Consider the following 14,811-nt stretch of genomic DNA (forward strand, 5'->3'; position numbering starts at 1 on the left):
ACCTTCTTCCGGCTTGTACCCTATTCTTAATAGGAGTCTATGAGTCACAGAATAAATACATACCAGAAGTCATATAGATGCCAAGGGAAAAAGAAAGGGGATGCGGAGGAGTATGCAACAAAATAGACGCAACGGGCTATACTGGCTGCTGTATTTGCTTAGCATCGCCATTCTGGCCTATGTCCTTGTGTATATGCCGATTCCGTATCTGATCTATAAGCCCGGCACCGCTGAGGAAGTAAAGCCGATGGTGACGGTGCAAAATGGCGATCCGAGCGAGTCGGGCAGCTTCATGATGACGACGGTATCGGCCAGCTATGCGAATGTCATCCTGCTGGCACTGTCAGCCTTTGATCGGGATGCTGAGATTCAAGACAAGGACAGCCGACTGCAGGGGCGCAGTGAGGCTGAGTATGCTGCTCAGCAGATCTATCTGATGGATAGCTCGCAATCCTCTGCCATTGAGGCCGCCTATCATCATGCTGGAGTAGCATATCAAATTGTTCCGAGTCATGTGGTCGTCATGAAGCTGCTGCCAGGCGCAGACCGTGACCTCCTTCCGGGAGATCAGCTGCTGGAGGTGGAGGACAAGGCAATCCAAGACCATGCACAGCTAAGGGGTCTTCTGGAGGGCAAGCGTGCCGGGGATACACTGAGCTTCAAGCTGCTTCGGGATGGAGAGGTGCTGACCCGAGATGTGACCTTAATTCCTATCACCGACCCGGATACTGGACAGCAACGGATCGGGCTTGGTGTAAGCCTGGCAACGGTACAAAAAATCAAGCCCGACAACCCGGATCACACGATAAGCTTCGCCTCGACCAATGTAGGCGGGCCATCGGCCGGTTTGATCTTCACATTGGAGATCTATAACCAGCTCACGCCGGGGGATCTGAGTAAGGGCTATCGGATTGCAGGCACAGGCACCATCGATCAGGATGGTAATGTAGGTGAGATCGGCGGCATCGTGCATAAGATTGTTGCAGCCGATCGAAAGGGAGCGGATCTCTTCTTCGTGCCTGAGGGTAACTATGAGGCTGCACTCGGCAAAGCGCAGGCTATTGGCACTCGCATGGAGCTAGTGCCCGTGCGTACCTTGCAGGACGCCTTGGATTATCTGGATGTCAAAGCCGTCAAGTCAGAGTCTTGAAGCCCCTGTTGGACATAAGTCTAGTGCACAGGGGCGTTCAGGATATGACTGGTGGGCGCAGATAATCGGCATACATGCGCGTGATTTCTGGCTCCCGCATAGCAGCACTGTAAATGGCAGAGGCTTGCAGGTCCAGCTCTAGCTGGGGCAGGGATTGAGAGGACGCTTGAACAAGCAGCGGGAGTGATGCCCGCTGCTTCATTTCTTTAAGCATAGCTCTTCCAGTCTGATTGAAACCCAGTATGCGAAGGTAATGAGGCCCTGCTGCGAGCTCTGTAGGCGCCAGCTGTACCTTGGAGTGGTTCAGCAAAATATGGGTCAGCATACGCTGAAGTCGGGTGCGTGTATATCGCTTGGTCTTCAGGGCGCTTAGCAGACTCTCGACTGAGGGACTGTCCAGTCGGTGAAGGCCATTCAGCAGGCGATGCTCCAGACCCTCGTTTACCTCATGCAGCTCGGCCAGTTGCTGGGGGCTGCGCGTAATCAGTCCGTGAAGCAATGGCATGCTGAATGAATCCCATTGCTGCGGCCCGCGCCCCGCTGCCCACTCGCGGCGCAGAATATCCAGCACGGCACCGGGCACATAAGGTGCCGCTGCATTAGGCCCGCCGCTCAGCAGCAGGCGGCGGATCGCCGTGGCGCTCGCGATGGCTTCGCCCTCCCGCGCCACGGCGTCATGATAGCCCGATCCGCTGCGCGTGATCGTGCAGGGCACTATGGCGCTGCCGAGCCGCTGCAGCGCCATCAAATAATGCAGCCCTAAAGTATTATTGGGCTGCTGAAGTATGCCGGACAGCTCCGCGTAGTCCGGCCATTCCGCCGCCAGGGCACAGGCGGCGTCTGCATAGGCGGCAGGGTAGCTCCAGCCTGCCGCCAATCGCTCCGCGATGCCGGACTTCAGCGCGTCCGGCTCCGCGGTCAGTGCTGTCGCCAGCGCCTGTAGCGGCGACAGGTCACCTGCCTCGCTGCCGAAGCAGAGGCAGTCCACGATGCCCGTGGACTCCAGCAGGGCCACGGCGCCGTAGGCGAACCAATCGGCTGCCTGCACCGCATAGGCTACTGGCAGCTCCAGGACGAGGTCTACACCCATAGCGAGCGCCATCTCGGTGCGGGCCCATTTGTCAACGATAGCAGGCTCGCCGCGCTGGAGGAACGGGCCACTCATGACCGCCACGGTGCGGGAGGCCCCGGTTCTGCTTTTGGCCTCTGTCAAGTGATACAGATGTCCGTTATGCATGGGGTTATATTCAACAATAATGCCTAAAGTCTTCAATTGAGCAAACAACTCCCTCATAAATAGGGTATACTATGATAATAGCCCGGGTCGACTACGCGAAAGCCCGAGGCTTGTTGGATAAAATCCATTAGTCTGACAGCTCTATCGGCTTGTCCGGTTACCGCATCAATGTTCCTCCGGTTGAAGTAACCCCCTCTTTGCATGTCCATCAATCTTGGTGTATCTTACATTGTACATCATTGTGTCGTCGGGCGGTACGAATGGGTGTAAAGGAAAAGGTGTTGACAAACATCGGGCTCAGTCGGTATAATAATTTTTGTTTGTTTGGGGTGATATTTATGCATTTACATTTTCGCAAGGTAGCTCAACATGATGGCCCGGTTATCATTCGTGAGACGCTTGATGTCTCGAGTATGATTACCCATCGCAAGGACATTACAGCGGTATCTCCGCTGCAGGTGGACTTGAGTGCCAGCATAGTAGGTGAGAGCCTGATGGAATTGAAGGGCACCTTGTCGGCTGAGCTGGATACCCAATGCTCACGCTGTCTGAAGCCTGTCCATCAGCATCTGGACATCCCGTTCGAGGAGCGCTTTCGCTCGGTAGTCGGGGAAGCAGAACTGGAGGAAGACGAAGAGGATGCCACGATCCCTGTGGAAGGTGAAGCATTCGACACGGTTCCTTTCTGCGAGGAATCCTTTGTGATTCATCTGCCGTTCACTCCGCTCTGTTCGGAGGACTGCAAGGGTCTATGTCCGACCTGCGGACAAGATTGGAATGAGGGCTCCTGTGACTGTGACAACACACGCGTGGACCCAAGACTTGCTGCGTTGAAGAATCTATTCAAGTAAGTCTATTACAGCAACATCATGTAAGGTAGTTATTCACCGGCTGCGGAGCTGAGTCTGTCTTGAACAGGTGCTAGAATCCCGGTCTTGAATGAGATAACAAGCAATACCCCTAACGGGTTGACTTCGATAAGGAGGTGGGAATGATGGCAGTACCTCAACGTAGAACGTCCAAGACACGTCGCGATAAACGTCGTACTCACTTTAAACTGGCTGTGCCGGGCATGGTGAAATGTGAACAATGCGGAGAATTGAAGCTTGCTCACCACGTGTGCAAAGTGTGTGGAACGTACAAATCTAGAGAGATTATTTCTCAATAAGATGCATCTGAAAGTAGTGCTTCACCACGGTGAGGTACTATTTTTTTTGCCTCCATGCTTTTCTTTTGGCTCGGCATACGATATACTGTTGCTTTAGTACCAGGTTCTAATAAGAGGCAGTATATCGAATGCAGGCTGCCAGTTCATAGAGCAGACTGTCCGTACATAGATAAGATACATACACCGATTATGATTCGTTCGAATATACAAGGTTACCGTCTACGGGTAACGTTAGGTAAGGAGGCGAGTAGCCATCGAGCGTTTGCCCAAAAAACAAAGACATCAGCAGCTGACACAACTCATAGAAGATAATCCGTTCGTTACGGACCAGGAATTGACAAGGCAGCTCAAGGTCAGTATTCAGACCATTCGTCTGGACCGTATGGAGCTTGGCATACCGGAGCTTCGTGAACGCATGAAGCTTATGGCTGAGCGCTCTTATGATCAGGTCCGCTCTTTGCCCCTGCATGAGATCATCGGGGATATCGTAGACCTGCAGCTGGATCGCAGCGGTATTTCGATATTCGAGATCAAGGAGGAGCATGTCTTCTCCAGAACGGGAATCGCGCGCGGTCACTATGTGTTCGCTCAGGCTAACTCGCTTGCAGTGGCCGTAATCAATGACGAGATCGCCTTGACAGCCTCTGCGGATATCCGCTTTGTGCGTCCTGTCCATCTGGGTGAGAAATGCATAGCCAAGGCCTATGTTCGTTCGAATCCTTCGCAGAAGGGGAAGGCCAAGGTCGAGGTGTTCATATACGTAGTAGAAGAAATGGTCTTTCAGGGGAACTTCGTCATTTATCGTTCCACCGTGGAAGATACTGAAGGAGGAATTTAGCATGCGGATCGCCATTGATGCCATGGGAGGCGACCATGCCCCCGGGGCAATCGTTGCCGGAGCGATTGCAGCAGCTGTCGAGTGGAAGGATACAGAGCTTGTTCTCGTAGGGAATCAGGAGCTCATCGAGGAGCAGCTCAAGCTGGAGAAGGAGCGTCCTGCCAACCTGACGATACGTCACGCCTCGGAAGTCATTGGAGGTGAGGACGAGCCAGTACGTGCGGTTCGTCGGAAGAAGGATGCTTCGATGGTGGTTGCAGGTAGAATGGTGAAGGAGCGCGAGGCTGACGCCATGATATCAGCGGGAAATACTGGGGCGCTAATGACGACCGGACTACTGGTTGTCGGGCGGATGGAAGGCATTGAGCGTCCTGCACTTGCCCCCATGATCCCTACGCTGGATGAAGTAGGCGTACTGGCGTTGGATCTCGGAGCGAACATGGATGCCAAGCCTGAGCATCTGGCCCAGTATGCGCTGATGGGAAGTCTGTATCGTAACAAAGTACACGGCTTGCCCAAGCCACGAGTAGGACTGCTGAATGTAGGAACAGAAGCTGGTAAGGGCAATGAGCTCACCAAGCTTGCTTATCCTTTGCTAGAGCAATTGCCGGTACATTTCGTGGGGAATGTAGAGGCTAGAGATGTTCTGTCGGCCAACTGCGACGTATTGGTATGTGACGGCTTTGCTGGTAACATCATGCTGAAGTCGCTTGAGGGAGCTGCAGGGACGATCTTCTCGTTGCTTAAGGAGCAATTCGGCAAATCGCTTAAGACGAAGCTAGCAGCAGCGTTGATCATGCCGGAGCTGAGAGGCATCAAGAACAGGCTGGATTACGCTGAGCATGGCGGAGCCCCGCTGCTTGGCTTGAGCGGACTGGTTGTGAAGGCGCATGGCTCTGCGGATGCCAATTCTGTCAAGAATGCCGTACGTCAGGCACGGATTGCCTTGCAGAACAAGCTGGTGGACAGTATATCTGATGAAATAAGCGGGAAGAGAGTGACTTCATGACTAATTTAAAATCCGTAGGCATTATCGGTACAGGAAAATACGTACCAGAGAAAGTGCTGACGAATAGCGACCTTGAGAAAATTGTTGAAACCAGTGATGAATGGATTGTGAGCCGTACAGGTATTCGTGAGCGTCATATTGCTGCGCCTGAGCAAGCGACCTCGGATCTGGCGTATGAGGCTGCTGTGAGAGCACTTGCGTCAGCTGGCCTTACAGCGGAAGAGCTGGATCTGATTATCGTAGCGACAATTACACCGGATATGGCATTCCCTTCTACAGCATGTATTTTGCAGGATAAGCTGGGTGCAAAGGGAGCGGCGGCTTTTGATCTGTCAGCTGCCTGCTCTGGCTTTGTATACGGACTAGCCACAGCAAATGGCTTCATCCAAACGGGGATGTACAAGAATGCGCTGATTATCGGTGCTGACTGCCTGTCCCGAATCACAGACTACACGGACCGCAACACCTGCGTCCTCTTCGGAGATGGAGCAGGAGCCGTTGTCATTGGTGAGGTTCCGGAAGGAAGAGGCTTCAAGTCCTTTGATCTGGGTGCAGAAGGCGCAGGCGGTGGCTTGCTGAAGCTGGAAGCAGGCGGATCGCGTCTGCCTGCTACAACGGAGACGATCGAGAACAAATTGCATTATATTTATATGAATGGGCGCGAGGTGTTCAAATTTGCGGTGCGTGTCATGGCCTCTGCAACAGATGTAGTACTGGAGAAAGCTGGTTATGCCAAAGAGGATATCGATATCTTCGTACCGCATCAGGCGAACATTCGCATTATTCAATCGGCGATGCAACGTCTGGAGCTACCAGCAGAGAAGGTAGTTGTTAACGTGGATAAATATGCGAATACTTCTGCGGCATCCATCCCGCTTGCGCTTGTTGAGGCGGCTGAGGAAGGTCGGATTAAGGAAGGCGACCGCGTGTTGATGGTTGGTTTTGGCGGAGGACTTACTTGGGGTGCTTCTGTACTGGTATGGTAAGTAGCTTACTGCTACTTTTTGACTTTGCATTAGAAAGAGGTACACTACTATGGGTAAAATAGCATTCGTATTCCCGGGACAGGGATCACAAGCGGTGGGGATGGCGCGTGACGTTCATGACGCAGTTCCGGCTGCCCGCAAATTATTTGAGAAGGCAGACGAGCGACTGGGATTCTCCTTGCAGTCTCTTGTCTTCGAGGGACCTGAGTCCGAACTGAAGCAGACCTCCAACACACAACCTGCTCTTCTCACAGCTAGTGTGGCGTTCTGTGAAGCGTTCAAGGCAAGTGGCATTGCTCCTGATTATGTAGCTGGTCACAGTCTGGGGGAGTACAGCGCTCTCGTAGCTGCTGGCGTGCTTGATTTTGAGGATGCGGTTGCTCTGGTGCGTGCTCGCGGTATCTTCATGGAAGAGGCTGTACCTGGAGGTCAAGGTGCGATGGCAGCGGTGCTTGGAGCGGACCGGGACAAGCTTGCTACGCTGTGTCAGGAGATTAGTACTACCGCAGGTGCGGTAGAATTAGCTAATGTCAATTGTCCTGGCCAGATCGTGGTGTCAGGCACAACTGCTGGCGTAGCAGCTGTGGCTGAGCGTGTGAAGGAAGCTGGAGGCAAGCGTGCAATTATGCTGGAGGTGAGCGGTCCGTTCCATTCCTCCATGATGAAGGAAGCGGCCCAGAAGCTGGCACAGGAACTTGCACAGGTATCCTTTAGTGAGGCGAAGTATCCTGTAGTTGCGAATGTGACCGCAGAGCCTGTAACGGATGGACAACGGATTCAAGAGTTGCTGGTAGAACAGGTCTATTCCCCTGTATTGTGGGAAGACAGTGTGAACTGGCTCATATCGCAAGGCGTAGACACCTTTGTTGAGTTTGGTCCAGGCAGCGTCCTGACAGGTCTTATTAAGAAGATTGATAAATCAGTCCGTTTGCTCAACGTGAACAGTCTGGCTGCGTTGCAGGCAACGATAGAGGAATTGACTGTTCCTGCTGGAGAGGACACTCTAAATTAAGCCAATGGTACGAGGAGGAAGCAATCATGTCCAAGCCTTTAAGTGGTAAAATTGCACTGGTCACCGGTGCTTCCCGGGGAATCGGTCGGAGTATCGCACTGGCATTAGCTGAAGCAGGGGCCCATGTAGCAGTGAACTATGCTGGTAGTGAACAGGCGGCAGCTGAGGTGGCAGAGCTGATTCGGGCTCATGGCTCTGAAGCGATCACTGTACAAGCTAATGTTGGTCGCGCAGAAGAATCGGAGCAGATGATCAAGCAAGTGCTTGACACCTGGGGCCGCATTGACATTCTGGTGAATAACGCGGGTATTACGAGAGATAATCTGATTATGCGTATGAAAGAGGACGAATTTGATCAGGTTATTGAAACGAACCTCAAAGGTGTGTTTAACTGTCTTAAAGCAGTCACACGGCCGATGATGAAGCAACGTGCGGGTCGGATTATCAACATTTCCTCTGTTGTGGGCGTTCTAGGAAATGCCGGTCAGGCGAATTACGTAGCTGCCAAAGCAGGCGTAATCGGCTTGACGAAGTCCTCGGCACGCGAGCTGTCATCTCGTGGAATTACTGTCAATTGCGTAGCTCCTGGATTCATTGATACAGAGATGACCCAAGTGCTTGCGGATGATTTGCGCGAGAATATGCTCAAGGATATTCCGCTGGCCCGTCTTGGACGGCCTGAGGAGATTGCTGCAGTGGTGCTGTTCTTGGCCTCTGAAGCCTCCTCATATATGACGGGCCAGACTCTGCATGTGGATGGTGGCATGTACATGTAGCCTGTACCCCTTGGGGCGGAAGAGTGGCACTGCTTCTCTTCTATGGCATTTTAATTCGAATTTTCGTATAATACGGGTGAGGAGGTGAGCCGGATGTCCGACGTATTGGAGCGTGTAAAACGCATAGTCGTAGACCGTTTGGGAGCCGACGAAGCTGAAGTTACACTTGAAGCATCTTTTAAAGATGATTTAGGCGCTGATTCTCTTGATGTAGTAGAATTGGTTATGGAATTGGAAGATGAGTTTGATATGGAAATCTCTGATGAAGATGCAGAGAAAATTACAACTGTAGGTGAAGTTGTAAAGTACATACAATCTCTCACCTAGGCGTTTTGCATAAATCCTATAAGCTGCTCTCAATGGACAAGCTATAGTCTGAGCAGAATCTGTTTACCTATAGTTTGAACTAGGGAGCGTTCCTAATCGAATTATGCAAAATGCTGACCTAAGTCAGCAAACCAAAGTCCCGTTCTGTCTCAGGCGGGACTTTCTCCTAATTCATTGCATTGCTTTCCGATGGGATGATACAGGCTGAACTAAAGGCGGAACTGCTCTTGTATCGGGATATTGCCGGTAGGTTGGGGAGCATTGCTAACTTTAGTTGATTCTATATATGCTATCAGATGAAAATAATCAATTGCACAACAGACTGCAGTTAACCATAGAGGTGAATCATGAAACAACGAGTCGTAATAACAGGAATGGGCGTAGTCACTGCACTTGGCCAGGATTTGAATACATTATGGGATAATCTGATGGCAGGCAAATCAGGCGTCTCCGTCGTTGAGGCTTTTGATGTCAGTGAGTATACAACGAGAATCGCTGCATCCATCAAGGATTTTAATCCAGAGGATTACATGGAGCGCAAGGATGCTCGCAAGATGGACCGTTTCGTTCAGTTCGCTGTAGCCGCAGGTACCATGGCTCTGAAGGATAGCGGAATCGAGATTGGCGGGAATGCGGAAGCTGAGCGTGTGGGCGTATCCATCGGCTCGGGAATCGGAGGCTTGGGTACCTGGGAAGACCAGCACAATGCGCTCTTGGAGAAAGGTCCAAAGCGTGTTAGCCCATTCTTCATTCCGATGATGATTGCTAATATGGGATCTGGACAATTGTCCATTACCCTAGGGGCAAAGGGACCTAACACGACACCTGTCACGGCATGTGCGACGGGAAGTCATGCGATTGGGGATTCCTTCCGTCTGATTCAGCGCGGGGACGCAGATGTCATGATCTGTGGAGGCGCTGAAGCAACGATCCGTCCTACAGGGATGGCAGGCTTCTGCTCCATGAGAGCAATGTCCACACGTAATGATGAGCCTGAGAAGGCAAGCAGACCGTTCGATACGGATCGTGACGGTTTTGTCATGGGTGAAGGTGCAGGAGTTCTGATTCTAGAATCACTTGAGCATGCTAAGAAGCGTGGAGCTCGCATTTATGCTGAGGTAATAGGCTATGGCCTGTCTGGAGATGCCCACCACATGACGGAGCCAGATCCAGAAGGAGCAGCTCGCTGCATGAAGATGGCTATTCGTGATGCGGGTCTTCAGCCAGAGGATATTGACTATATCAATGCACATGGTACTTCGACTCCAGTAGGAGACAAGTCGGAGACAGAGGCTGTGAAGAAGTCGCTGGGTGATCATGCATACAAGGTAGCTGTCAGCTCAACCAAGTCTATGACAGGTCATTTGCTGGGTGCTGCTGGCGGAGTGGAAGCAGTTATCTGTGGTCTGGCATTGCAGCATCAGACGATTCCGCCAACGATTAATCTGGACAATCAAGATCCTGCTTGTGATCTGGACTATGTACCGAATGTTCCACGCAAAGCAGAGCTAAATGTTGTGATGTCCAATTCGTTTGGCTTTGGTGGCCACAATGCTACCGTGGTTCTAAAAAAATTCGAAGCGTAAGGGGTAAGGCCGCTTGAGTGGAGATTTGAAGCAATTACAGCAGAAACTTCATATTCAGTTTAACAATCGTCAGCTGTTAAAACAGGCCTTCACGCACGCCTCTTACGTCAACGAGCATCGGTTTGGTCAGCATCAGGATAATGAGCGCCTTGAGTTTTTGGGCGACGCGGTCCTGGAGCTGACTGTATCCGAGCAGCTATATCATCAGTACCCTAATCGCCCGGAGGGAGAGCTCACCAAGCTTAGAGCAGCGATTGTATGCGAGCCTTCACTTGTGAAGTTCGCAGTTGCTCTAAACTTCGGTGAATATGTTCTACTGGGTAAAGGGGAGGAGCTCACCGGCGGGAGGACCCGCCCGGCTTTGCTCGCTGACGTATTCGAATCTTTTATAGGCGCTCTGTATCTGGATCAGGGTCTCGAGGTAGTTCGCTCATTTTTGAATGAGCATATATTCCCTCAGATTGTCCTGAATGGAAGGCTGCAGATGAGTGATTTCAAGACCGAGCTACAGGAGCTGACACAGCATCATAACATGGGTGTGCTAGAGTACCGAATTGTTGAGGAACGCGGCCCGGCGCATGAGCGCGAATTTGTGGCTGAGGTTCATATGGATAAGGAACGCCTGGGAACCGGAACAGGACGTTCCAAGAAGGAAGCCGAGCAGCAGGCGGCGGCAGTAGCCTTGAACAAGCTGAAGTTGTCCGAGGCTTGAGTCCGAGGCTTGAACAGATCTGTAGCAATTATATGCTGTCAGGACAAAGCAAGAGCAAAGAGCAGCCCGCAGGATAGATATCCTCAGGTATGGAACGGACTGCTTTTTGCTCTTTTTTCGTTCTGCCTGAGCTATAATCACAGGCCAGAAGTATTACATGTGCTACAATACTAACAGAATTACGTGTGGACAGACTTATGGTGTGAGCTAACTGTCCGATGTCGATTATGAAGTGTATGGTAGCGAGTGTGGCCATAAGCAACTCTAGTTATTCTTATTCTGGGCTATAGTTATGACAGCCATTATCATCCGTCCGGGCTACCTAGATAGATTTAAAGTAGAACTGTCTGACGGATATTCAGTAATAGAGGTGAATCAACACATGTTCTTAAAACGCATTGAGCTGGCAGGATTCAAATCCTTCGCCGACAAGACGGAAATGGAGTTTGTCCGTGGCATTACCGCTGTCGTCGGTCCAAACGGGAGCGGCAAAAGTAATATTTCCGACGGAATCCGTTGGGTGCTTGGTGAGCAAAGCGCGAAATCCCTGCGTGGGGGCAAGATGGAGGACATCATTTTTGCTGGTAGTGATGCCCGTAAAGCCGTGAATTTCGGTGAAGTTTCCTTGACACTTGATAACGAGGACCAGGCTCTTCCGCTTGATTTTGGTGAGGTTACGGTGACTCGCCGAGTCCACCGCAGCGGTGATAGTGAATATTTCATTAATCGTCAGGCATGCCGTCTGAAGGATATTACCGAGCTGTTCATGGATACCGGGATTGGTAAGGAAGCTTATTCCATTATCGGTCAAGGGCGAATCGAGGAGATTTTAAGTACTCGTTCAGAGGACCGTAGAGGTATCTTTGAGGAAGCCTCGGGTATTGTGAAATACAAGTCCCGCAAACGGGAGGCTGTGCGCAAGCTTGATGATACCGAACAAAACCTGCTGCGTATTCACGATCTGGTCACCGAGCTTGAGGATCAGATTGGTCCGCTGAAGGAGCAATCGGAGAAAGCAATTCATTACAAGGAGCTCCGAGGCCAACTGAAATCCAAGGAAATTTCGGTCTATGTTCACCAGATTGAGGCCATACATACCTCATGGAGTGCAGCGAATGAACGGCTGAAGCAACTGCAAGAGGAGCAGCTACAGTTCTCCACGATTGTGTCTAGACATGATGCCATGCTGGAGAGCGATCGTACCGAGCTACGCAAGCTTGAGGAAGAAGTGGAGCGGCTGCAGGCAGAGCTTCTCCAATACAGTGAGGCGACAGAGAAAAGTGAGGGCTATGGAGAGCTGCTCAAGGAGCGGCTCCGCAACCTGGAGACGAATCGTGAACAGCTTCAGCAGTCACTGGAATCAAGTGAGACGCGCAATCTGGAACGTGAGCAGGAGCTAGAGAGCTTGCGTGAGAAGGTCTCATCCCTAAATCAAGAGCTGGAGCAGCTTCGTACGCAGCTCTCGCAGGAGGAAGCCAAGTTAATAGGCGTAACTGGCGGAATCAGTCAGGAGCAAGAGGAGAGTCTGAAGGGAAGCCTGCTGGAGCTGATGAACCAGATGGCTCAGACGCGCAATGAGATTCGATATGCGGATCAGCAGAAGGAATCTGCCGAGCGTAGGATGAATCGAGTGCAGGATGAATCCGGGAAATGGGAGGCACAGCAGAGCGAGCTGGAAGGACGCAAGCAACACCTTGAGGCAGCCAGCAACAAGCTCTCGACCGAGATCAGCAGTCTGCGAACCGGTTATATTCAGGAGAGCGAGCGTTACCAGTCCCAGCAGAAGCTACAGGAAGAAAGTCAAGGCGCAGTAAGAAAATGGGAGCAAAAACGGGAAGCCCTCATCTCCAGACGGGATACGATGAAGGAAATGCAGGATGATTTTGACGGCTTCATGCTGGGCGTAAAGGAAGTGCTCAAAGCGTCCAGAAAAGGAACACTGCATGGAGTTCATGGAGCTGTAGCTGAGCTTATCCGTGTGCCAGAGCAGTTGGAGCAGGCCATGGAGACGGCTTTGGGTGCTTCCGTCCAGCATATTGTAATGGAGAATGAGGCGGTATCTAGACAAGCGATCGCTTTCCTGAAGCAACGTCAGCTGGGACGGGCAACCTTTCTGCCCATGGACGTTATTCGTCCAAGGCAGATTGGGGCTAGCGAGCGGCGAATTGCTGAAGAGGCTGAGGGCTTTGTCGGCATCGGTGCGGAGCTGGTGCAGTACGATGAACGCTATGAAGGCATCATTGGAAGCTTGCTTGGGAATGTTGTTATTGCCCGTACGCTGGAGGATGCGAATCGGATCGCTGCACGCTGCCAGTATCGCTATCGGGTCGTGACGCTGGAAGGCGATGTGGTCAATGCGGGAGGCTCGATGACAGGCGGAAGCCAGTTCAAGAAGAATGCCAACCTGCTGGGCCGTAAGCGTCAGCTGGATCAGCTGGATCAGGAGATTCAGAGCACGGATAGTCAGTTGGACAAGCTGCGCCAGAGCATACAGAATGTGAAGCAAGAGATGGAGCAGACTCAGCAGCGTCTGGACGAGTTACGTCAGTCTGGCGATGTGAAGCGGGGCGAAGAGCAGCAGGCAGCTATGGAGATGAAGCAGATAGAGCATGAGCTCCGCCATGTATTGGAGCAGGTTGCCATCTCAGGGCAGGAGAAATCAGGCTTTCTGGAGGAGATCAAGCAGCTGGAACATTCTCGTGAGGAGGCTGTGAAGAAGCTCGCAGCACTCGAAGAAGAGGAGCAGAAGGTTCACCAGGCTATTCAGGCTGCAGAGTTCGCCCGTAAGGCTAACGAATCCGCCAAGGAGGAGCTACAGGTTCAGCTCACCGATTTGAAGGTTCGGGAAGGTAAGCTTGACCAGGAGCGCTTCTCGCTGGAGGAGCAGCTGCGCCGACTGCAGCAGGATGCGGATGGTCTTGGCAAGGACGCCAGGAATAACCGATCTCTGCTTGCAGCTGTGGAAGCGGATCTCAAGAAGAATCGCGAGGAGAGCGTGAAGCAGATTGAGGATCTGAATCGCTATCGTATGCTCAAGAGCGAGATAGCCGAGAAGCTGGAATTCAAGCGGGCTGCCCGAGCGGAGTTATCGAAAAAGCTGGAGCTGGCGGAGAACGAGACTCGTGATCAACGCAATCAGCTTAAAGAGATAGAGGAGCAGCTGCGCCAGACTGAGATTGGTGTGAACCGGCTGGATGTCGAGCTGGAAAATATTCTTCGTAAGCTGGCAGACGAGTATGAGATGAGCTACGAGCTTGCCAAGCAGCGGTATCCTGTACCAGAGAATATTGAGGAAGCACAGGCAGAGGTACAGAAGCTGAAGCGTAGCATCTCTGCACTGGGTGAGGTGAATCTAGGTGCTATTGAAGAGTATCAGCGCGTGAACGAGCGGTATCAATTCCTTGATGAGCAGAAGTCTGACCTGATTGAAGCGAAAACTACATTGTATCAGGTCATCCGTGAAATGGATGAGGAGATGTCCAAGCGCTTCAAGACGACCTTTGATGCCATCCGCCGAGAGTTCGGCACCGTGTTCACCAAGCTGTTCGGTGGTGGTCGTGCAGACCTCGTGCTGCTTGATCCGGAGCGTCTACTGGATACGGGGATTGATATTGTAGCGCAGCCTCCAGGCAAGAAGCTGCAAAATCTGCAGCTGCTGTCTGGTGGAGAGCGTGCCCTGACAGCAATGGCACTACTATTCGCCATCTTGCATGTCAAGCCAGTGCCATTCTGCGTTCTGGATGAGGTCGAGGCCGCACTGGATGAAGCGAACGTAGTCCGCTTCGCTCAGTATTTGCGGGAATTCTCGGAGCAGACTCAGTTCATTGTCGTTACCCACCGTAAGGGGACGATGGAGGAATCGGATGTGCTCTATGGGGTAACGATGGAGGAAGGCGGGGTCTCGAAGCTGGTATCTGTCCGGCTGGAGGACGAAGAGGCTGAGATCGCCTAATGCTCTGCCCTATCTAAGGGTAGGTTGAATGAGCTGGTGAGTACAATCATTAGCGAAA

General features: G+C 51.9%; 13 protein-coding genes. 12 read left to right on the forward strand and 1 reads right to left on the reverse strand.

Annotated features, from left to right (window positions below; genetic code table 11):
* Nucleotides 1-112 precede the first annotated feature (112 nt).
* On the forward strand, nt 113-1,150 hold the full coding sequence (locus K331_RS0124745) for a YlbL family protein (RefSeq protein ID WP_226383683.1): 1,038 nt from the start codon (nt 113-115) through the stop codon (nt 1,148-1,150).
* Nucleotides 1,151-1,187: 37 nt separating this feature from the next.
* Here the strand turns inward: K331_RS0124745 and K331_RS0124750 are convergent, their stop codons facing one another.
* Nucleotides 1,188-2,423 carry a nucleotidyltransferase gene (locus tag K331_RS0124750; RefSeq protein WP_028592358.1) on the reverse strand — a complete coding sequence of 412 codons (1,236 nt, stop codon included), beginning with the start codon at nt 2,421-2,423 and terminating at the stop codon, nt 1,188-1,190.
* Between the two features lie 302 nt (nt 2,424-2,725).
* Between K331_RS0124750 and K331_RS0124755 the strand changes: the two genes are divergently transcribed.
* The 11 genes from K331_RS0124755 to smc all read left to right on the forward strand — a co-directional run bounded on the left by K331_RS0124755 (nt 2,726) and on the right by smc (nt 14,753).
* The gene (locus tag K331_RS0124755) at nt 2,726-3,238 is read left to right on the forward strand and encodes a YceD family protein (RefSeq protein WP_028592359.1); all 513 of its coding nucleotides are present in this window, start codon (nt 2,726-2,728) and stop codon (nt 3,236-3,238) included.
* A gap of 143 nt (nt 3,239-3,381) precedes the next feature.
* Nucleotides 3,382-3,555: a 50S ribosomal protein L32 gene (rpmF, locus tag K331_RS31725; RefSeq protein ID WP_036645943.1), complete on the forward strand. Its 174-nt coding sequence runs from the start codon at nt 3,382-3,384 to the stop codon at nt 3,553-3,555.
* Nucleotides 3,556-3,817: 262 nt separating this feature from the next.
* On the forward strand, nt 3,818-4,393 hold the full coding sequence (fapR, locus tag K331_RS0124760) for a transcription factor FapR (protein WP_018883545.1): 576 nt from the start codon (nt 3,818-3,820) through the stop codon (nt 4,391-4,393).
* A 1-nt stretch (nt 4,394) separates the two neighbouring features.
* Nucleotides 4,395-5,402 carry a phosphate acyltransferase PlsX gene (gene plsX, locus K331_RS0124765; RefSeq protein ID WP_025681529.1) on the forward strand — a complete coding sequence of 336 codons (1,008 nt, stop codon included), beginning with the start codon at nt 4,395-4,397 and terminating at the stop codon, nt 5,400-5,402.
* The gene (locus K331_RS0124770; RefSeq protein WP_018883543.1) at nt 5,399-6,388 is read left to right on the forward strand and encodes a beta-ketoacyl-ACP synthase III; all 990 of its coding nucleotides are present in this window, start codon (nt 5,399-5,401) and stop codon (nt 6,386-6,388) included. The genes plsX and K331_RS0124770 overlap by 4 nt, the downstream gene beginning before the upstream one ends.
* Nucleotides 6,389-6,437: 49 nt before the next feature.
* Complete coding sequence (fabD, locus tag K331_RS0124775) at nt 6,438-7,400, forward strand: ACP S-malonyltransferase (protein WP_028592360.1); 963 nt, start codon at nt 6,438-6,440, stop codon at nt 7,398-7,400.
* Nucleotides 7,401-7,426: 26 nt separating this feature from the next.
* A complete protein-coding gene (gene fabG, locus K331_RS0124780) occupies nt 7,427-8,176 on the forward strand; it encodes a 3-oxoacyl-[acyl-carrier-protein] reductase (RefSeq protein ID WP_028592361.1) in 750 nt (249 codons plus the stop codon).
* A 93-nt stretch (nt 8,177-8,269) separates the two neighbouring features.
* Nucleotides 8,270-8,503 carry an acyl carrier protein gene (locus tag K331_RS0124785; protein ID WP_018883540.1) on the forward strand — a complete coding sequence of 78 codons (234 nt, stop codon included), beginning with the start codon at nt 8,270-8,272 and terminating at the stop codon, nt 8,501-8,503.
* Nucleotides 8,504-8,850: 347 nt separating this feature from the next.
* Nucleotides 8,851-10,089, forward strand: coding sequence for a beta-ketoacyl-ACP synthase II (gene fabF / locus K331_RS0124790; RefSeq protein ID WP_028592362.1), 1,239 nt, complete (start codon nt 8,851-8,853; stop codon nt 10,087-10,089).
* A 13-nt stretch (nt 10,090-10,102) separates the two neighbouring features.
* Complete coding sequence (gene rnc, locus K331_RS0124795; protein WP_028592363.1) at nt 10,103-10,801, forward strand: ribonuclease III; 699 nt, start codon at nt 10,103-10,105, stop codon at nt 10,799-10,801.
* 382 nt (nt 10,802-11,183) lie between these two features.
* Nucleotides 11,184-14,753 (forward strand): chromosome segregation protein SMC, encoded by a 3,570-nt coding sequence (gene smc / locus K331_RS0124800; protein ID WP_028592364.1) that lies wholly within the window; start codon nt 11,184-11,186, stop codon nt 14,751-14,753.
* Nucleotides 14,754-14,811: the final 58 nt, after the last annotated feature.

It is taken from the genome of Paenibacillus massiliensis subsp. panacisoli DSM 21345 (assembly GCF_000426545.1).
In the GTDB taxonomy this organism is placed as follows: Bacteria; Bacillota; Bacilli; order Paenibacillales; family Paenibacillaceae; genus Paenibacillus; species Paenibacillus panacisoli.